General features: G+C 72.3%; 18 protein-coding genes. 10 read left to right on the top strand and 8 right to left on the bottom strand.

Going from position 1 to position 18,127, the window contains the following annotated elements; all coding sequences use genetic code 11:
• Positions 1-57 precede the first annotated feature (57 nt).
• Complete coding sequence (locus DEJ31_RS09170) at positions 58-960, bottom strand: LysR substrate-binding domain-containing protein (protein ID WP_110903049.1); 903 nt, start codon at positions 958-960, stop codon at positions 58-60.
• Between the two features lie 82 nt (positions 961-1,042).
• Here DEJ31_RS09170 and DEJ31_RS09175 point away from each other — a divergent pair, with 82 nt between their 5' ends.
• Positions 1,043-4,522 carry a proline dehydrogenase family protein gene (locus DEJ31_RS09175; protein ID WP_111121727.1) on the top strand — a complete coding sequence of 1,160 codons (3,480 nt, stop codon included), beginning with the start codon at positions 1,043-1,045 and terminating at the stop codon, positions 4,520-4,522.
• A 273-nt stretch (positions 4,523-4,795) separates the two neighbouring features.
• Here DEJ31_RS09175 and DEJ31_RS09180 read toward each other — a convergent pair whose 3' ends face one another.
• Positions 4,796-5,422, bottom strand: a complete 627-nt coding sequence (locus DEJ31_RS09180) for a QsdR family transcriptional regulator (protein WP_181427434.1) — start codon at positions 5,420-5,422, stop codon at positions 4,796-4,798.
• 63 nt (positions 5,423-5,485) lie between these two features.
• Here DEJ31_RS09180 and DEJ31_RS09185 point away from each other — a divergent pair, with 63 nt between their 5' ends.
• Positions 5,486-6,679, top strand: a complete 1,194-nt coding sequence (locus DEJ31_RS09185) for an acyl-CoA dehydrogenase family protein (protein ID WP_111044892.1) — start codon at positions 5,486-5,488, stop codon at positions 6,677-6,679.
• A 12-nt stretch (positions 6,680-6,691) separates the two neighbouring features.
• Here DEJ31_RS09185 and DEJ31_RS09190 read toward each other — a convergent pair whose 3' ends face one another.
• A complete protein-coding gene (locus DEJ31_RS09190) occupies positions 6,692-7,570 on the bottom strand; it encodes a patatin-like phospholipase family protein (RefSeq protein ID WP_111044891.1) in 879 nt (292 codons plus the stop codon).
• Positions 7,571-7,748: 178 nt separating this feature from the next.
• On the opposite strand from DEJ31_RS09190, the gene DEJ31_RS09195 reads away from it, so the two are divergent.
• Positions 7,749-8,543, top strand: coding sequence for a GAF domain-containing protein (locus DEJ31_RS09195; protein WP_146240684.1), 795 nt, complete (start codon positions 7,749-7,751; stop codon positions 8,541-8,543).
• Positions 8,540-8,725: a hypothetical protein gene (locus tag DEJ31_RS09200; RefSeq protein WP_111044889.1), complete on the top strand. Its 186-nt coding sequence runs from the start codon at positions 8,540-8,542 to the stop codon at positions 8,723-8,725. The genes DEJ31_RS09195 and DEJ31_RS09200 overlap by 4 nt, the downstream gene beginning before the upstream one ends.
• A 148-nt stretch (positions 8,726-8,873) precedes the next feature.
• Here DEJ31_RS09200 and DEJ31_RS09205 read toward each other — a convergent pair whose 3' ends face one another.
• Positions 8,874-9,902 (bottom strand): NADPH:quinone reductase, encoded by a 1,029-nt coding sequence (locus tag DEJ31_RS09205; RefSeq protein ID WP_111044888.1) that lies wholly within the window; start codon positions 9,900-9,902, stop codon positions 8,874-8,876.
• Between the two features lie 49 nt (positions 9,903-9,951).
• Complete coding sequence (locus tag DEJ31_RS09210; RefSeq protein WP_110903057.1) at positions 9,952-10,317, bottom strand: helix-turn-helix domain-containing protein; 366 nt, start codon at positions 10,315-10,317, stop codon at positions 9,952-9,954.
• Positions 10,318-10,462: 145 nt separating this feature from the next.
• On the opposite strand from DEJ31_RS09210, the gene DEJ31_RS09215 reads away from it, so the two are divergent.
• Positions 10,463-11,110 carry an NAD(P)-dependent oxidoreductase gene (locus DEJ31_RS09215; RefSeq protein ID WP_111044887.1) on the top strand — a complete coding sequence of 216 codons (648 nt, stop codon included), beginning with the start codon at positions 10,463-10,465 and terminating at the stop codon, positions 11,108-11,110.
• A 129-nt stretch (positions 11,111-11,239) separates the two neighbouring features.
• Here the strand turns inward: DEJ31_RS09215 and DEJ31_RS09220 are convergent, their stop codons facing one another.
• The gene (locus DEJ31_RS09220) at positions 11,240-12,565 is read right to left on the bottom strand and encodes an MFS transporter (RefSeq protein ID WP_111044886.1); all 1,326 of its coding nucleotides are present in this window, start codon (positions 12,563-12,565) and stop codon (positions 11,240-11,242) included.
• A gap of 123 nt (positions 12,566-12,688) precedes the next feature.
• Between DEJ31_RS09220 and DEJ31_RS09225 the strand changes: the two genes are divergently transcribed.
• Positions 12,689-13,546, top strand: coding sequence for a LysR substrate-binding domain-containing protein (locus DEJ31_RS09225; RefSeq protein ID WP_110903060.1), 858 nt, complete (start codon positions 12,689-12,691; stop codon positions 13,544-13,546).
• Between the two features lie 13 nt (positions 13,547-13,559).
• On the opposite strand, the gene DEJ31_RS09230 is transcribed toward DEJ31_RS09225, so the two are convergent.
• Complete coding sequence (locus DEJ31_RS09230) at positions 13,560-15,263, bottom strand: hypothetical protein (RefSeq protein ID WP_146243132.1); 1,704 nt, start codon at positions 15,261-15,263, stop codon at positions 13,560-13,562.
• Between the two features lie 104 nt (positions 15,264-15,367).
• A complete protein-coding gene (locus DEJ31_RS09235) occupies positions 15,368-16,015 on the bottom strand; it encodes an NADPH-dependent F420 reductase (protein WP_110903062.1) in 648 nt (215 codons plus the stop codon).
• 116 nt (positions 16,016-16,131) lie between these two features.
• On the opposite strand from DEJ31_RS09235, the gene DEJ31_RS09240 reads away from it, so the two are divergent.
• The 4 genes from DEJ31_RS09240 (at position 16,132) to DEJ31_RS09255 (ending at position 18,123) form a co-directional block, all read left to right on the top strand.
• Positions 16,132-16,428 (top strand): GNAT family N-acetyltransferase, encoded by a 297-nt coding sequence (locus DEJ31_RS09240; protein WP_110903063.1) that lies wholly within the window; start codon positions 16,132-16,134, stop codon positions 16,426-16,428.
• 19 nt (positions 16,429-16,447) lie between these two features.
• Positions 16,448-16,909 carry a VOC family protein gene (locus tag DEJ31_RS09245; RefSeq protein WP_110903064.1) on the top strand — a complete coding sequence of 154 codons (462 nt, stop codon included), beginning with the start codon at positions 16,448-16,450 and terminating at the stop codon, positions 16,907-16,909.
• Between the two features lie 187 nt (positions 16,910-17,096).
• Positions 17,097-17,573, top strand: a complete 477-nt coding sequence (locus DEJ31_RS09250) for a MarR family winged helix-turn-helix transcriptional regulator (protein ID WP_110903065.1) — start codon at positions 17,097-17,099, stop codon at positions 17,571-17,573.
• 10 nt (positions 17,574-17,583) lie between these two features.
• Positions 17,584-18,123 (top strand): metallophosphoesterase, encoded by a 540-nt coding sequence (locus DEJ31_RS09255; protein ID WP_110903066.1) that lies wholly within the window; start codon positions 17,584-17,586, stop codon positions 18,121-18,123.
• The last annotated feature ends 4 nt before the right edge of the window (positions 18,124-18,127 follow it).

Genomic DNA, 18,127 nt, shown 5'->3' on the forward strand with positions numbered 1-18,127 from the left:
TCACGGAAAAAGTGCTCGGAAACCCGTCATGATCGGGGATTTCCCGACATGGTGCGCTCAGGATCGGGGAGCGCCGGCCGCCCGTTCGAGCGCTGTCCGGAACGCCGACACCGCCGGGGACTCGGCGCTCGCGATGCGCTGCGCCGTGAAGAGCGTCCGGCGTCCCGGTTCCGGCAGCTCGAGCAGTCGGCAGCTCGTCGACCGGCCGGCCCAGACCAGGTCCGGCATCAGGGCCACCGCGTTGCCGGACTCGATGAGCCGGATCTGCGCCTGCAGGTCGGCGGTCTCGTACCGGACGTCGGGCTCGAAGCCGGCACGTCGGCAGGTCTGTTCGGCGAAGTGCCGGGAGGCTGCACCACGTGGTTCCATCACCCACGGCAGCGTCGCGGCCTCCTCGAGCGAGGCCACCGGCCAGAGCGCCGTCGCCACCGGCGGCAGCGCCAACCGCACCGGGTCCGTCGTCAGGTCGCGCCGGTCGAGGCCGGGGAACCGCGGTGCCGCGTGCGCCGGGTACTGCTCGGCGATCACCATGTCGAAGTCCCGGGCCCAGGTCTCGTTGAGCGCCGTCTCCGGTTCGCGCTGCACCATCTCGACCCGGACGTCGGGGTGCTCGAGCGCCATCGTGCGGAGCGCGGACGGCATCAGCGCGAGCGCGGCCGACTGGAACACCGCGACCCGGATGCGCCCCTGCACGCTCGTCAACGTCGACTCGACCGAGGCCTGCGCACGCTCCAGGGTGTCGAGCACCTCGCCCGCTGCCGCGACCAGCACCTCGGCCTGCGGCGTGAGTTGCAGGCGTCTCCCGGCACGGCGGAGCAGCTGGACGCCGGCCTCGCGCTCGAGCACGGCGAGCTGCTGCGACACCGCCGACGGGGTGAAGTTCATCGCCTCGGCGACGGCTGCGACCGTGCCCCGGATCGACAGCTCACGGAGGAGCACCAGGCGGCGGACGTCGAGCATGTCGAAAGCGTAGCTGAGCTGAACGGAATGCATCAGGAACGGTTGCTTCCGCTACCGAAAGAGCGCCCGTCACACTGTCCCCATGACCGACGTCCAGCCGCGCTCCGACGCTGCCGCCCCGACCGTCCACGACGACCTCGCCGACGCGTCCGTCGCGCTCGTCCGACAGTGGCTCGCCGAGGCCGAGACGTACCCCGTCGACGGCTCCGCGAAGCAGCTCGCCGGCGTCCTCGCCGACCCGAAGGGCCTCGCCTTCGCCGTCGGGTTCGTGGACGGCGTCGTCCGCCCCGAGGACCTCGCCGTCGCGGCCCGCAAGCTCCGCGCCATCGCGCCGGACGCACCCGGGTTCCTGCCCGCCGCGCTCCGCGGACTGGTGCGCCTCGGTGGCGGACTGGCACCGAGCCTCCCGACCGTCGTCGTGCCGATCGCCCGACGGGTGCTGCGGAACATGGTCGGCCACCTCATCGTCGACGCGACCGACGCGAAGCTCGGCCCCGCGATCGCGGGGATCAAGCAGGACGGCGTCCGCCTCAACGTGAACCTGCTCGGCGAAGCCGTGCTCGGCGAACGCGAAGCCGCCAGGCGTCTCGCCGGCACCCACGCGCTCCTCAGCCGTGACGACGTCGACTACGTCTCGATCAAGGTCTCCTCGACGGTCCACCCGCACTCGCCGTGGGCGTTCGACCACGCCGTCGACGACATCGTCGAGCAGCTCCGCCCGCTGTTCGAGCGGGCCGCAGCGGCATCGCCGAAGAAGTTCATCAACCTCGACATGGAGGAGTACAAGGACCTCGACCTCACCATCGCGGTCTTCACGAAGCTCCTCGACGAGCCGCAGTTCGCCGACCTCGAAGCGGGGATCGTGCTGCAGGCCTACCTGCCCGACGCGCTCGCCGCGATGGAGCACCTGCAGGAGTGGTCGGCCGCCCGCCGGGCACGCGGCGGTGCCGACATCAAGGTCCGGCTCGTCAAGGGCGCGAACCTGCCGATGGAGCAGGTCGAGGCGTCCGTGCACGGCTGGCCGCTCGCCACCTGGCACACCAAGCAGGACTCGGACACGAACTACAAGCGCGTCCTCGACTGGGCGCTGACGCCGGAGCGGATCGCGAACGTCCGGGTCGGCGTCGCCGGGCACAACCTGTTCGACGTCGCGCACGCCTGGCTCCTGGCCGGCGAGCGTGGCGTTCGCGACGGCATCGAGTTCGAGATGCTGCTCGGCATGGCCCAGGGGCAGGCCGCCGCGGTGAAGAAGACCGTCGGCTCGCTCCTGCTCTACACGCCGGTCGTGCACCCGGGGGAGTTCGACGTCGCGATCGCCTACCTGATCCGCCGGCTCGAAGAGGGCGCGTCGCAGGACAACTTCATGTCCGCGGTGTTCTCGCTCGCGTCCTCCCCGACGCTCTTCGCCCGCGAGGAAGCCCGCTTCCGCGACTCGCTGGCACCGCTCGCCCTGCCCGGCGGACTCGACGCCCCGGCACCGCACCGCGTCGCCGACCGGTACGCCGCCGTCGACCGCCCGGCGCCCGGCCACTTCGAGAACACGCCCGACAGTGACCCGTCCGTCGGATCGGTCCGCGAGTGGGGCGCCGGCATCACCGCCCGCATCGCCTCGTCGACGCTCGGGGTCTCGGCCGTCCGGGAGGCCCGGATCACCTCCGCCACGACCCTCGAGTCCGCCCTGCGGCGCGTCCGTGCCGCCGGCACCACCTGGGGCACCTGGTCCGGCGCAGCCCGCGGTGCCGTCCTGCACGCCGTCGGTGACGCCCTGGAGGCGAACCGCGCCGCCCTCATCGAGGTGATGGCGTCGGAGACCGGCAAGACCATCGACCAGGCCGACCCGGAGGTGTCCGAGGCGATCGACTTCGCGCACTTCTACGGCGAACTCGCGGCGTCCCTCGACTCCGTCGACGGCGCGTCGTTCACCCCGTCTGCGCTGACGCTCGTCACCCCGCCGTGGAACTTCCCCGTGGCGATCCCGGCCGGGTCGACGCTGGCTGCGCTGGCAGCCGGGTCTGCGGTCGTCCTGAAGCCGGCACCGCCGGCCGCCCGCAGCGGTGCCGTGCTGGCGTCGGTGATCGAGACCGCCCTCGACGCGCACGGCGCCCCCGCCGACGTGCTGGCGTTCCTCGACGTCGAAGAGTCCTCGCTCGGGAAGGACCTCATCGCGTCGCCGCTCGTCGACCGGGTGATCCTGACGGGTGCGTACGAGACCGCCGAGCTGTTCCGGTCGTTCCGTCAGGACCTGCCGCTGCTCGCCGAGACCTCGGGGAAGAACGCCGTCATCGTCACGCCCTCGGCGGACCTCGACCTGGCCGTCAAGGACGTCGTCGCCTCGGCCTTCGGACACGCGGGTCAGAAGTGCTCGGCCGCGTCGCTCGTCGTCATGGTCGGGTCGGTCGCCAAGTCCAAGCGCTTCCGCAACCAGCTGCTCGACGCGGTGTCGTCGCTGACCGTCGGGTACCCGAGCGACCCGACGACGCAGATGGGGCCGATCATCGAACCCGCGTCCGGCAAGCTGCTCGACGGTCTCACGACGCTCGGCGCGGGGGAGTCGTGGGCGGTCGAGCCGAAGCAGCTCGATGACTCTGGCAAGCTCTGGAGCCCGGGTGTCCGCCAGGGCGTCCGGCGGGGCTCGGACTACCACCGCACCGAGTACTTCGGCCCGATCCTCGGGGTCATGACCGCCGAGACCCTCGACGAGGCGATCGACATCGTCAACGAGGTCGACTACGGCCTGACCTCCGGCCTGCACTCGCTCGACCCGGGCGAGATCGGCACGTGGCTCCGTCGCATCCAGGCGGGCAACCTCTACGTCAACCGGAGCATCACCGGCGCCATCGTCCGCCGCCAGCCGTTCGGCGGGTGGAAGAAGTCGGCGGTCGGCGCGGGCACGAAGGCCGGCGGCGTCAACTACCTCGTTGGCCTCGGCTCCTGGTCGTCGTCAGTCGCCACCACCGGGTCCACGCCGTCGTCGCCCGTGTCGGCGTTCGTCCGCGCGACCAGGGTCGACTCGGAGTCCCTCGGCCGCGCGGTCACGTCGGACGAGTCCGCCTGGACCTCGGAGTTCGGTGTCGCCGCGGACGTCTCGGCGCTGACCGCCGAGCGGAACGTCTTCCGCTACCTGCCGTACCCGGGGGTGCAGGTGCGCCTTGCTTCTCCTGCAGAGGGCTCCGACGCCGATGTCGACGGCCTCGTGCGGGTCGTGGCCGCGGCACTGCGGGCCGGTACCGGGGTCGACGTCTCGGTCGCCGACGACCTGCCCGCGTCGGTCGCCTCGGCGCTCCGCGGACTGTCGATCGTCGGCACGCTCCGGCAGGGGGAGTCCGACGACACCTTCGCCGCCCGCATCGCCGCTGGTCCCTCCACCCGGGTGCGCCTCGTCGGCGGGGACGCTGCTGCCCTGGCGGTCGGGACGAACGGACGACCGGACATCGCGGTGTACGCCGAGCCGGTCACCGAGGCCGGTCGGATCGAGATGCTGCCGTTCCTCCGCGAGCAGGCGGTGTCCATCACGGCGCATCGGTTCGGCACGCCGAACCACCTGTCCGACGACCTCATCTGACGACTGCTGTCGCTGACGGCAGCGCGGGTAGCCGATCGACGCCGGCCTTGGAGCGCTCCGGGGTCGGTGTCGCTACAAGGGGTGCATGTGTGAGTCAGCGCAGTGCCCGGTGTGCGGGAAGTCCACCTGGACCGGGTGTGGCGAGCACGTACGTGAGGTCCTCCGGGGCGTCCGCCGTCGTGACCGCTGCACCGGACACGGCTTGCCGCGGTACCTCTTCGAGGAGAACGGCTTCCGGTAGCGGGCAGCCGGCTGTCCGGTCGCTTCGTCCGATCACCGGGTGGGACGCAGGATGTACTCGAACGTCGTGCGTGCCCGCTCGGGGTCCGGCGTCTCGCCGGAGATCAGGTCCGCGTACGTGAACGACTCCGAGACACGCACGAGCAGCCGTCCGAGTTCCTCGGGGGAGAGCGGTGCCGGGTCGAACGCGCCGGCGTGCTGCTCGGTGGCGATCAGGGAGGCGACGACGGCCACGAACCGCCGCTGGACGTCACTGTCCGTCGTCGTGAGCAGTCGCAGTGCACGAGCGGGCTCCCGGGTCAGGAACGCCCGGAAGTACGGCGCCCGGATCAGGTCCGCGGTGAACCGGCCGAGGACGTCGACGATCCGTGCTGCTCCCGACCCGGCTGCGGCACGACCGGCGGCGTCGAGCGTCGGGACGGCGAGCGACCAGAGGATCTCGGAGAGCAGCTGGTCGCGGTTCCCGACCCAGCGGAACAGCGAGGTGCGGTCGACCCCGAGCGACGACGCGAGCGCCCCCATGTCGATGCGCGCGCCGTCGATGAAGCTGTGGCGCGCGGCACGGAACGCGCGCTGGGAGTCGGGGTGGGCCTCCAGTCGGGCGGCGAGGGCACTCGGGACGAGGGCCGAGCCGAGCGCCCCGAGTGCTTGCCTGCTCACGGTTCTCCCCGAGTCGTCGTACCCGTCTTGCAACGTTTTCGAGAATGATGCATCGTTGGGGTCATGTCAACGACGGCTGCGCAGACGCCCCTGCTGGAATCCGACTTCTACCGGTTCCAGGAGCAGTTGACCGACCAGGAACGCGCCTCCCTCGGGAAGCTCCGCGAGTACCTCGAGCGCGACGTCGCACCCATCGCCGACGACTACTGGGCCCGCGCCGAGTTCCCGAACCAGGTCATCGCACCGCTCGCCGAACTCGGCATGTACGGCCCCGGCGTCCCGCTGGTCCGCCAGTTCGAGAACTCCGCCGTGTACCGCGGCTGGGCCGCACTCGAACTCGGCCGCGTCGACGCCGGCATCGCGACCTTCATCGGGGTGCAGTCCGGCCTGGCCATGAACTCCATCGCGGTTGCGGGCAGTGACGAGCAGCAGCGCGAATGGCTGCCCCGGATGGCGTCGGGCGAGATCGTCGGTGCCTTCGGCCTGACGGAGCCACTCTCCGGCAGCGACTCCGCCCGCGGCCTGCGGACCACGGCTCGTCGCGAGGGCGACACCTGGGTGCTCAACGGCGCGAAGCGGTGGATCGGCAACGCCACGTTCGCCGACGTCGTCGTGATCTGGGCGAAGGACGTCGCCGACGGTCAGGTGAAGGGCTTCCTCGTGACCTCGGACACCCCGGGGTTCACCGCGACGAAGATCGAGGACAAGATCGCCCTCCGCTCGGTGCAGAACGCCGACATCACACTCGAGGACGTCCGCGTTCCCGAAGCCCGCCGGCTGCAGCACGCCGACTCGTTCCGGTCCACCGCTGCGGTGCTCCGCCTGACCCGCACCGAGGTGGCATGGCAGGCCGTCGGCATCTCCGTCGGTGCCTACGAGGCGGCGCTGCGCTACGCCCGCGAGCGTGTGCAGTTCGGCAAGCCGATCGCCTCGCACCAGCTCATCCAGGACCTGCTCGTGAAGTCCCTCGCCAACATCACCGCGTCGATCGCCCTCTGCGCGCAGGCGTCGGCCCTGCAGGACCAGGGCCTGGGCGGCGACGAACACTCGGCGATGGCGAAGGCGTTCGCGACCGCTCGGATGCGCGAGACGGTCGGTTGGTGCCGTGAAGTGCAGGGCGGCAACGGCATCGTCCTCGAGAAGGGCGTCGCCCGGTTCTTCGCCGACGCCGAAGCGATCTACTCGTACGAGGGCACGCGGGAGGTCAACACGCTCATCGTCGGTCGTGCCGTGACGGGCCAGGCCGCGTTCGTCTGACCCGTCACCGCCTCACGCCCAGAACGACGCGACCCGCTCCGCCACCTGCTCCGCCTGGGCCCGCCCGGCCTCCGCGGAGGGTCGCTGCGTCGACAGCGCCAACGAGTTGGTCCCGAAGGCCCGCTGCGACGCCTCGTCGGCGACCAGGACCTCCACCTGCGACCCGGCGTCGCGGAGGGCTGCGACGGACCGGTCGAGCCACGGTCCGAGCGGCGACGGCCCCTCCGGGCTGCACGCGATCACCAGGACCCGCTCGTACCCGGCGGCCACGTCGGCGTTCGTCGCCGACCGCACCCCACCGTCGACGTACGGGTGCCCGTCGATGCGCACGGGTGACCAGACGATCGGCACCGAGCAGCTCGCGGCGACGGCACGCTCCAGCGGCACGCCGTCCTCGGCGCGGAACACCCGGAAGGACCCGTCCACCGCGTCGACCGTGGTCACCGCGTAGGGCTTCTCCGGCCACTCGGCACCGGGCAGCGTCTGCCGGAAGGTGGCCACGCGCTCGTCGTCGCTCTGGCCGGTGGTGACCTCCTGCGCCGCAGCACCGACCCGCGCACGGGCGTCCTGCTCGGATGTGGCGCCCTGCATCGCGGCGGCGAACCGCTGCTCGACGGCGGTCACGTCCACGGCCGCCGGCTCCTCGTACGTCGTCGGCAGGGGGCTCGACTGCTGCTCGTAGGCCGTCTGCACCGCGCCGGCGCGGAGGAACGTCCCCACGACACTCCCCGCACTCGTCCCGACCACCAGGTCCGCGGCGCCGAGATCGACCCCGGCGTCCTCCAGCGCGGACAGGACGCCGAGCTCCCAGGCGATGCCGGCGACCCCACCGCCTCCGAGGACGATGGCGCGTGTTCCGGGCGTGGGCGTGGGCTGTGCAACATCGGTCATGCGTCCTGCATACCAAGTCCGGCGATGAACGCGCACCACGTCCGCTCGGCGGACCCGACCACGACCCGGACGGGAGGCACGGATCGCCCCCGCCCCGCGCCTCCCGTCCGTCGGTGGTCGGCCCTACCGTGCTCGTGCGGGACAGGGGAACGGACGGCGCGGGCGCGCCGGTGACGTGGTGCTGCCGATCGTGGCGGCGGCGTTGCCGACGGCGGTGTTCCAGGTGCCCAACCTCGTCGGCGTCCCGGTCGAGCGGGTGTGGCTCGTCGTGTCGGCGCTGGCGGTGTTCGTCGCCGTCGTCGTCTGGCAGGTGCTCCGGGCGCGTCGCGGCGCGCGTGCACGGGCCTCGGCGGAGGACACGGGTGCTGCGGCGCTCGCAGCGTACGAGGTGGCGGTGCAGTACGGGTTCGGGCAAATCGCGACCCGGTTGACCCGGTTCGCGACGCACGACCCGGTGACCCGGCGCATCGAACTCGGCGGGTTCGCCGACCGGGCCGCGGCCGCATTGGCGTTCTACCTGCTGCCGCACGTGCCCGACGTCCGGGCGAACGTGTACCTGCTGTCGACGGCGCTCGACGCCCTCGAACCGATCGGGCACGGCGGAGCGGGCGACACCGCGGGTACCTTCCGCGCCGGCACCCCCTACGGCGACCGGAACCTGGAGTGGGTGCTGCAGGGTGGTCCGCCGCGGGTCGTCCCGGACCGGGAGTCCGACGTCGACGCCGAGGACGACGACCCCGAGTTCGCACCCCGCTGGCGGTCCTACGTGGCGGTCGTCGTCCGGTCCGAGGACTACTCGTTCGGCATGCTCACGGTCGACAGCCCCGCGCCGGGTGCGTTCACCGACCTCGACGTGCGGAACGTCGCCGTGATCGCGGAGTACGTGGCGACGGCCTGTGTCCTGGCCTTCCCGCCGGTGCCCGAGGCGGGAGCCGAGCCGCTGTCGGGCCCTCGACGTACCCTGACGCCATGACGACGTTCAGTCCGTCCGGCGCGGCCCGGTTCGGCCGCGCGCGGGTGGCGCCCCCGCAGTCGGCCGGCAGCGACGACCAGGACTACGACGACCCGCGCGTCGTCGCGGCGAACCTGCAGCGGGCGACGGCCGCGGCGCGTGCGCGACTGGCGCGGGCGACCAGCGGGCGCTGGCGGGACTGACCTCGCCCGCACCGGGCGCGAACCGGATGGGCACAACCCAAACCGGTCCGAACCACGCACGTCCGTGGTTCGAACCGGTCTCCGTCGTGCGGCGCCGAAGCGCACCAGGTGCCGAGGTGCGACCGCGCAGTGGCAGCGCGGCGCCGCGCTACTCCGCCTGCACGTCGACCAGCACCTTGCCCACCGTGTCGCCCTGCACCGCGTCGTGCGCCGCCGCAGTCTCCTCGAGCGGGAAGCGCACGAGCGGCAGCCCCACGTCCTCACCCACCGGCAGGACCCCGTCGCGGAGTGCCGCGGTGACGTCCTCGGCCCCGGCAGCCAGGGCAGCCTCGCCGATCGTGTAGACCAGCAGGAACTGGTAGCGGGCGTTGATGCCCATGTTCGGCCGGACCTGGATCGACGCTGCGTCGCCGCCGTTGTCGGCGTACATCGCGACGAGCCCGTGGTTCGCCAGGACGGCCGCGTCGAGTTCGGCGTTCGCCGGGATGGCCACCTCGACGACGATGTCGACGCCGTCCGGGGCGATCGAACGGATGCGGTCGGCGGCCCCGTCCTCCCGGTAGTTCACGGTGTGGTGCGCGCCGGCCGCCGTGGCGAGGCCGGCCTTGGCGTCGGAGCTGACCGTGGCGATGACGGTCGCCCCGGCCCACCGTGCGAGCTGGATGGCGGCGTGGCCGACGGCTCCCGCACCCCCGGCGACGAGCACGGTCCGGCCGGAGAGCGCGCCTGGTGACAGTCGGGAGGGGCCGTCCTCGTGCAGGGTGAGCGCTCGGTGTGCCGTCATCGCCGGGATGCCGAGTGAGGCGCCGACGTCGAACGAGACGCCGTCGGGCAGCGGTGCGACGCGTGTGGCGGGCAGCACCGTGTACTCCTGTGCCGTCCCGGTGGGACGGGAGGCGGCGGCCAGGAACACCCAGACGCGGTCGCCGACGGAGACTCCTTCGACGCCGGTTCCGACCGCGTCGACGATGCCCGCGCCGTCCTGGTTCGGGGTGATCTCGGGGAACGGCAGGCCGTCGCCGTAGGTGCCGCCCTGCCGCGCCTTCCAGTCGGTGGGGTTCACCCCGGAGACGACCACGCGGACGCGGACCTCACCGTCGCCGGGCTCGGGGACCGGTCGGTCGGCGAGGGAGAGGACGGAGGACGTGCCGGGCTGGGAGTAGACGATCGATCGCATGCCTCCACGCAACCACCGGCGGGCCGACGCGATTCCAGGAGCGAGGTGGTCAGGCCCGCGCGTCGTACCCCGAGCGCGCTTCGGTGACGCCGTCCATGTGGTCGATCGCCCACTGTTCGAGCGGCACGAGCACCGTGCGGAGGGAACGCCCGGTGTCGGTCAGTTCGTACTCCACGTGCGGCGGGATCTCGGGGAACACCGTCCGGGTCACCAGGCCGTCCCGTTCGAGGGCGCGGAGGGTCTGCGTGAGCATCTTCTGCGAGACGCCCTGCACCCGGGTGGCGATGGCGGAGTACCGACGCGGGCCGTCGGCCAGGGCGCCGATCGTCAGGACGCTCCACCGGTCCCCGATCCGGTCCAGCAGCTGTCGAGAGGGGCAGTCCGCCGCGTAGGGGCTGTACTCGAGCGCACTCATGGTGACCTTCCGTGGGGCACGGTGCACGACGCGCCCGGGCAGGGCACGCACCGCGAGGTGCCTACTTACTGAAAGAGAGTAACACCCGTACAGTGAGTGGCACGGCGCGTCACCGCGTCGGCACCATCACCACGAAGGAGCTCGTATGTCCACCATCGTCGTCTTCGGAGGCACCGGCTACGCCGGCTCCGCCATCGTCCGCGAAGCCCTCTCCCGCGGCCACGAGGTCGTCGCCGTCGCGCGCGACACCTCCAAGCTCGATGCCGCCGAGCACCTCACCCTCGCCCAGGGTGACGCGTTCGACGCCGCCTTCGTGTCCGACGTGACGAAGGGCGCGGACGTCCTCATCGTCTCCCTGCACGCGGTCCAGTCCGACGGCAGCGAGCTCAAGGACGAGTTCCAGCACTTCGTCGACGCCGCAGAGGCCGCTGGCGCACGACTCGGCATCGTCGGCGGTGCTGGCTCGATGCTCGTCGCCGAGGGCGGCCCGGCCCTGTACGACACCCCGGACTTCCCGGACGCGTTCACGGGCGAGGCGAAGAGCCACGGCCAGATCCTCGAGGCCCTGCGCGCCGGCGACACCTCGGTCGACTGGTTCTACGTCAGCCCCGCCGCGGCCTTCGGCGGCCACAACCCCGGCGAGCGTCGGGGCGCGTACCGCACGTCGGACGACGTGCTCCTCACCGACGCCGAGGGCAACTCGGACATCTCCGGCGCCGACTACGCGATCGCGGTCGTCGACGAGATCGAGCAGCCGAAGCACCACCAGGCGCGGTTCGGCGTCGCCTACTGAGCCGACCGGCTCTGGCGGCCCCGCGGGCTCTGCGGAACACCGGTGTTCGTCGGTCACGCCGCGCGGAAGCGCGATGCGACGGACGAACACCGGTGTTCGGCGTTGACGACCCGACGGACGGGAGGCGCGTCACCGGTTCCCGACGATGGCCGGCAGCGGCAGGTGGTGGCGCATCCGCACCTCGAGGTGCAGCCCGCCACGCCGCGCCAGGACGAGTGCGATGACGGCCGCCGCCGCGGCCGGCACGCCGCCGGCGACCATCATCCCGACGTGTGCGCCGAAGTGGTCGACGACCTGGCCCATCAGCGGGCCGCCGATCGCCTGGCCGCCGAGCAGCACGAGGACGTAGAGCGACATCACGCGCCCGCGGATCGCGACGTTCGAGGACAGCTGGACCAGCGAGTTCGACGCCGTCTGGAAGAGCAGCTGCGACAGGCCGACGACGACGAGCAGCACGGTGAACGGTGCGATGGTCGGCGTCGACCCGGCGACGACGAGCAGCACCCCGGTCCAGAACACCCCGCCGACGATCGTGCGGAGCCGCACCACGGCGCGCCGGGTGGAGAGGACGGCGCCGGTCAGCGCACCGACCGCGACGGCGGAGTTGAACAGGCCGTAGCCGCCGGCGCCGACGTCGTAGACCTTCGACGCGAAGGCGGAGAGCAGCACCGGCATCGTCAACGCGAACACCGAGAAGAAGGCCACCAGGATCACCGGCACGATGATCGTCGGCTTCGCGGCGGCGTAGCGGAGCCCCTCGACGAGCTGCCCCTTCGACCGCGGAGCCGACGGGGTGCGGTGCAGTTCGGACACGCGGAGGAACCCGAGCGTCACGACCACCGCGACGCATGCCACCGCGTTGATGCCGAACGACCACCCGGCTCCCACGGCGACGAGCAGGATCCCGGACAGCGCCGGGCCGATCATGCCGCCGAGCTGGAACACCGACGAGTTGACGCTGATGGCGTTCCGCAGGTGCTGGTGTCCGACGATCTCGGTGACGAACACCTGGCGCGCCGGGTTGTCGATGACCGTGACCATGCCGACCAGGAACGCGATCACCCAGATGTGCCACGCCTGCACCACCCCGGCCAGGGTCAGGACCGCGAGCAGCAGGGACAGCACCGCGAACGCGCCCTGCGTGATCATCATCAGCGCGCGCTTCGAGTAGCGGTCGACGAACACCCCGCCGAGGAGCCCGAACAGCAGCATCGGCGCGAACTGGCACGCGACCGTGATGCCCACCTGCGCGACCGACCCGGTGAGCTGCAGCACGAGCCAGTCCTGGGCGATGCGCTGCATCCACCCGGCGGTCATCGCGACGAGGTTCGTGGCGGTGAACAGCCGGAAGTTCGGAACGGACAGGGCGATGAAGGACCGGCGCCACGGTGGGCGGACGGTGCTGATCGGGAGCGGCTCGGTGGGTGGGTGGATGGTCGTCGATGACGATCGCACGGTGCGGGGGACTCCGGCTGTCGAGGGTGGGAACGGTACCCAGACGAAACTAATCGATGGCGTTCCATTCGATCCTCCTATGATCGGCATCACTCCATTGCGATGTCGAATGAGGAGCCTCCTGTGCTCGACCCTGTCCTGCTCCAGACCTTCCTGGCCGTCGCCGAGACCGGCAGCTTCACGCAGGCCGGCGTGCAGCTCGGCGTGAGCCAGCCGACGGTGTCCCAGCACGTGCGCCGACTCGAGTCCACCGTGGGGCGGACGCTCGTCGCCCGGGACACCCGCGGCGTCCGCCTGACCGACAACGGGGACGCGATGGCCGGGTTCGCCCGCACGATCCTCGCGGCGCACGCCACCGCCGACGCCTACTTCTCCGGCGTCGCCGCCCGTGGCCGCCTCCGTTTCGGTGCGGCCGACGACCTGGCGATCACGCAGCTGCCGCGCATCCTCCGCGACTTCCGGAAGCTGCATCCCCAGGTGGACCTCGAGCTGACGGTGAACCAGTCGGCACCGCTGCTCCGGCGGGTGCACGCCGGCCAGCTCGACCTCGTGTTCATCAAGCGGACCGCGGGGGAGTCCGCTGAGGGCACCCGCGTCGCCTCGGACCAGATGGTCTGGATGGCGCAGGACGGCATTTCACTCGAAACCGACGACCCGGTCCCGCTGATCGCCTACCAGGCGCCGAGCATCAGTCGGCAGATGGCGATCGACGCGCTCGAGGCGGCGGGCCGCACCTGGCGGATCACCTGCAACACCCGCGACGTGAACGGGGTCCTGGCAGCCGTCCGTGCCGGGATCGGCGTCGCGGTGTTCCCGCACTCGTTGATCCCCGCCGACCTGGTGAAGGTGTCGCAGCGGCTGTCGTTGCCCGACCTGCCGGCGGTCGACTACGTCCTCATCGCCAACCCGACCGTCCAGCGCGAGCCGATCGAGGCCCTGACCAACGCGATCCTCTCGCGCGGGGTCGTCCGCGCTGTCTGACGAACGGCCGAGGTCAGGGCGCGATCGCCGGGACGGTCCCGGTGCCGGTGATGTCCGGTAGCGGTGCGCCGAGCGCCGAGGCCACAGCCCACAGCAGCACGAGGGTGCCGACCGTGCCGAGCACCGCGCCCAGCAGGGCGACCGGCCGCTGCCACGTGGTCAGCGGGTTCCGCATCGTCACGACGGAGACCAGGACCGCGAGCAGGCCGAGGACCAGACCGACGGCGTGCACGGTCGCCGGAGCGGTAAACCACCACGCCGCGAGCCCGATCGTCCCGAGGCCGGCCACGGCGCCGAGGACGGCACCCGCGGTCGGTCCGAGAGACAGTCCGGCACGTGCCATGGCCGGCTGGGCGACGGACGGGAGGCTCGCCGCACCCTCCGGCGTGGCCGTCGCGACGGTCCCGACCTCGGCGGGCGCGGGGAGCGGGACCGCGGTCGAGCGACGTTTCGGCGGCTCCTCGACGGTCCGGCGGGGGTGGAAGGGCCGGCGACCGGTGGTGCCGCGCCCGCGAGCGTTCCGGTGTTCCCGGGCCGGAGTCGGCTCGACGGGCGGAGCGGTGTCGTCGGGAGCGGGGTCCTCAGCGCTGCTGACCGCGGCCTGGGCCTCGGTCGGGGTGACCGACGGCAGGACCGGGCCGAGCGGCGGGACGGCCGCCGCACCGACGACCGCAGACGGGCCGCCGAGGACGGCCGTGGTCGGTGCCGGAGCGCCGATGAGGGCGTCGAACGTCGGGGGAGCCGTCGCGGCGGGCGGGACGACCCGGGCCTGCTGTCGTGCGAAGCGTGCGGGGGTGCGGTACCCGATCGGGCCGACGGGCTCGGGTTCTCCGCCCTCGACGACGACGTGCTCGAGGCCGGGCACCGAGAACCGCGGTTGGCCCGCTGCGGGCACGACGGGGACCGTCGGCGCTGGCGGCGTGGTCGGCGCCGACGCGGACCAGGCAGTGGTGTCGGCGTGCGGGCCCGGCGCACCGAGCGTGGCGAGGTCGACCCCAGCGGACGGCGAGAGCGCCTCGGGGGCGGCGAGCGTGCCCACCTGCGGCGTGTACCAGTTGGCGGGATCACGGGGTGGGTCGGCGACGACGGGACCGAGCGGCGGGTGCTGGACCTCCGGGGCGACGGGGGGAGCACCGGCGGGCCGGCTCCCGCCGGCGTGGGTCCCGGCGACGGGAGGCACGGGCAACGCCATCCCCGCGGCCGCAGCGGCGTCGCGGCGTCCGGAGGAGGCGCGCTGGCCGGCACCGTGGCGGCCGACGGCCGGGCTGCCCGCGGCGGCGGTGGTGACGGTCACACCACTGCCGCCGACGCCGACCGCGGACGCGCCGAGAACGGGTGCGCCGGAGAGTGGAGCGAAGGGGATCGTGTCGACGTTCGGGGACGTCGGGGCCGGCGGCAACAGCTCCTGCGCCGGCGGGTAGTCGGGGGCGACCGCGTTCGGGTCCAGGACCGGCGGGGCGGTGGTGTGGTGCGCCTCCAGGTCGACGGCGGGGACTGTGCCGGCGGGGACTGCGCTGGCGGCGGGGAATGTGCCGGCGGGGACTGCGCTGGCGGCGGGGAATGTGCCGGCGGGGACCGTGCCGATCCCGGGGACCGCGCCAGCGCTCGCCGGGGCCGGCGCGGCTTCCGCAGGACGGGCGTCCTCCGGCGGAGCGGTGACCCATGCGGGTACCGCCCGGCGGGGTCGCTCGGACTCGGGCATGCGATGAGACGCCACGGCCGCTGTTCCTCTCCCTGGATTGATCCATCGTCTGTTCTACTCGGGAGGAACAGCGGCCGAGAGCCCCAGTCAGAGGGGGTCGAGCGCGCGGTGCGTCGACGTCACATGTCGCGGTAGCGCTTCGCGCTCGCGAGTGCCTCGCGGAGCTCGTCGGCGTTCATGCGCGGGCCGTAGCCCGGGGTGTCGCGCTGGATGCGCCATCCCTCGGCGAGCGGGCCGGCGTCGACGGTGTCGAAGCCGAACTCGTCGATCAGGTCGGCGACCGTGTGCTTGGCGGCGTCGTCGTCACCAGCGATGACGAGGGCGCGACGGTCCGGTGTGCCGGCGGGGGTGGCGTGCTCGGTGAGGTGGTCCGCGCCGATGTGGTTGAAGGCCTTGACGACGCGCGCACCGACGAGGTGGTCCTGCAGCATCTCGGCCGTGGTGGTGGTCTCCTCGTCGAGTGCCGCGATCTGGCCGTCGCGCTGCGGGTAGTAGTTGTCCGTGTCGATGACGACCTTGCCGACGAGCGGCGCGACGGGGATCGTCTCGATCGCGCCGAGCGGCACGGTGACGACGACGACCTCGCCCCGGGTGGCGGCGTCCTCGCGGGTGCCGGCGGTGGCGTGCTCGCCGAGCTCGCTGACGAGGTCGGTCAGGGTCTCCGGCCCGCGCGAGTTCGCGATCACGACCTGGTGGCCGTGCTGCACGGCCAGGCGTGCGAGCTGGGATCCGATGTTGCCTGCTCCGATGATTCCGATGGTGGTCATGCTCCGTGCAACACGGTGACCCGGTGGTCATTCCGTCGGTGTGCTCCGCCGCGCGTGTCCGGCGTTCCCCGGAGTGCGGTGACACCGGACCCTGAGCGGCGGTGCAGGATGGCGGCATGACACACGAGTTCCGGAACGAGGCCGACCGAGACCGGTACGCCATGTACGTCGACGGGACCCTCGTGAGCGTGCTGGACTACCGCGTCAACGGTGACGCGATCGCCTTCCCGCACACGTACACGGTGCCCGCGCACCGCGGTCACGGGTACGCGGGTGAGCTCGTGGAGCACGCCGTGTCCGACGTCGAGACGACGTCGACGAAGCGCATCGTCCCGATGTGCTGGTTCGTCAGCCAGTGGTTCGACGAGCACCCCGACAAGAACGACCTCCTCAGCCGCGGCGTCGCGGACTGACCCCACCGAGAGACCCGCCATGCCCCGCATCGTCCCCTTCCTCTGGTTCGACGACCAGGCCCAGCACGCCACCGAGTACTACACGGAGCTGTTCCCCGACTCGCGCATCGACGGGATCGGGCGCGCGCCGGACGGGTCCGTGCTCGTGGTCGAGTTCACCCTGATGGGGCAGCCGTACCGGGCGATGAACGGCGGCCCCGGGCACCCGTTCACCGACGCGCTCTCGCTGCAGGTCGACGTGGACACGCAGGAGGAGCTCGACCGCATCTGGGACGCCCTGATCGCCGAGGGCGGGCACCCGGTCGCATGCGGCTGGTTGGTCGACCGCTGGGGCTTGTCGTGGCAGGTCACCCCGTCCATGATGGGCGAGTTGATGGCGGCCGGCGGCGACCACACGGCTGCCGGCCGGGTGTACGAGGCGATGCGGGGCATGGTCAAGCTCGACATCGCCGCACTCCGGGCCGCGGGCGCTCCGGCCTGAGCCCCGACCATGGGCAGGTGGTGCGACGACGGTCACATGTCCCCTCTTCGGTGGACCCCCGGTTATCGTTGGTCGACACCGTCGGCGGAGGGACCCGCGTCAGCGATGCGGGGACCGTCGCGCAGCACCGCGCCCTGACCAGGGGCGACCGACCTCCGGCCGACGCCGGACGACAGACTGGAACACCATGGCCGACCCGAGGGGCCCCGGGATCCGCGAAGCGGACATCGGACGGGCGTACACCGAGCTCTCCCGCATCACCCGCCGCGCGAGCGTCCGTGCGCGCGGCACCGACGACGTGCTCAGCATCGTGGACCAGTCGCTCGTCGACTTCGTCGTGCAGCACCCGGGGTGCATGGCGATCGACATCGCCCGCTACCTGCGCCTGAACCGGTCGACGATCTCCCGGCAGCTGTCGGGTCTGCTCGTCGCGGGCCTCGTCCGCACGGTCGACGGCGGTTCCGGCAACGCCAAGCCGCTCGAGGCGACCGACGCCGGCCGCCTCGCGCTCGCCCGGTCCGTGCAACTGCACCGGGACGCCCTGGTCGAACGCCTGGCCGACTGGTCCGACGACGACGTTGCCCTGCTCGCGGGCATGCTCGAACGACTCGGCGCCGCGGACGAGGTCGCTCTGCCGATGCCGGCCCGCGCACCCGACGAGTGACGGCGACGCCGTGAGCACCTCGCTCGTCCTGCTGTCCGACACCCACCTGCCCAAGCGGGCGAAGGACCTCCCGCCCGAGCTCTGGGCGGACATCGACGCCGCCGACCTGGTCGTGCACGCCGGTGACTGGGTGGACCTGGCGACCGTCGACCTGCTCGAGACCCGAGCCCGCGAGCTGCTGGCGGTCCGTGGCAACAACGACCTCGGCTTCGAGGAGCGCCTGCCCCTGGTCGCCGCCCGTCGCGTCGAGTCGTTGCGGTTCGCGGTCGTGCACGAGACCGGGGCGGCGACCGGTCGCGAGCGTCGAGCCCAGACGGACCACCCGGACGTCGACGTGCTGGTGTTCGGGCACTCGCACATCCCGTGGGACTCCACCGCGCCGAACGGGATGCGCCTGCTCAACCCCGGCTCACCGACGGACCGCCGCCGGCAGCCCGACCACACCTGGATGCGCTGCGAGGTCGACGGATCGGACCTCCGGGTCACCCTGGTCCGCCGCGCCCCCGGCGCGGACGGCATCCGACTGGTCGCCTCGCCGGGAGGGTCCTGACCCG

Source organism: Curtobacterium sp. MCPF17_031, from assembly GCF_003234035.1.
Lineage (GTDB): Bacteria > Actinomycetota > Actinomycetes > Actinomycetales > Microbacteriaceae > Curtobacterium.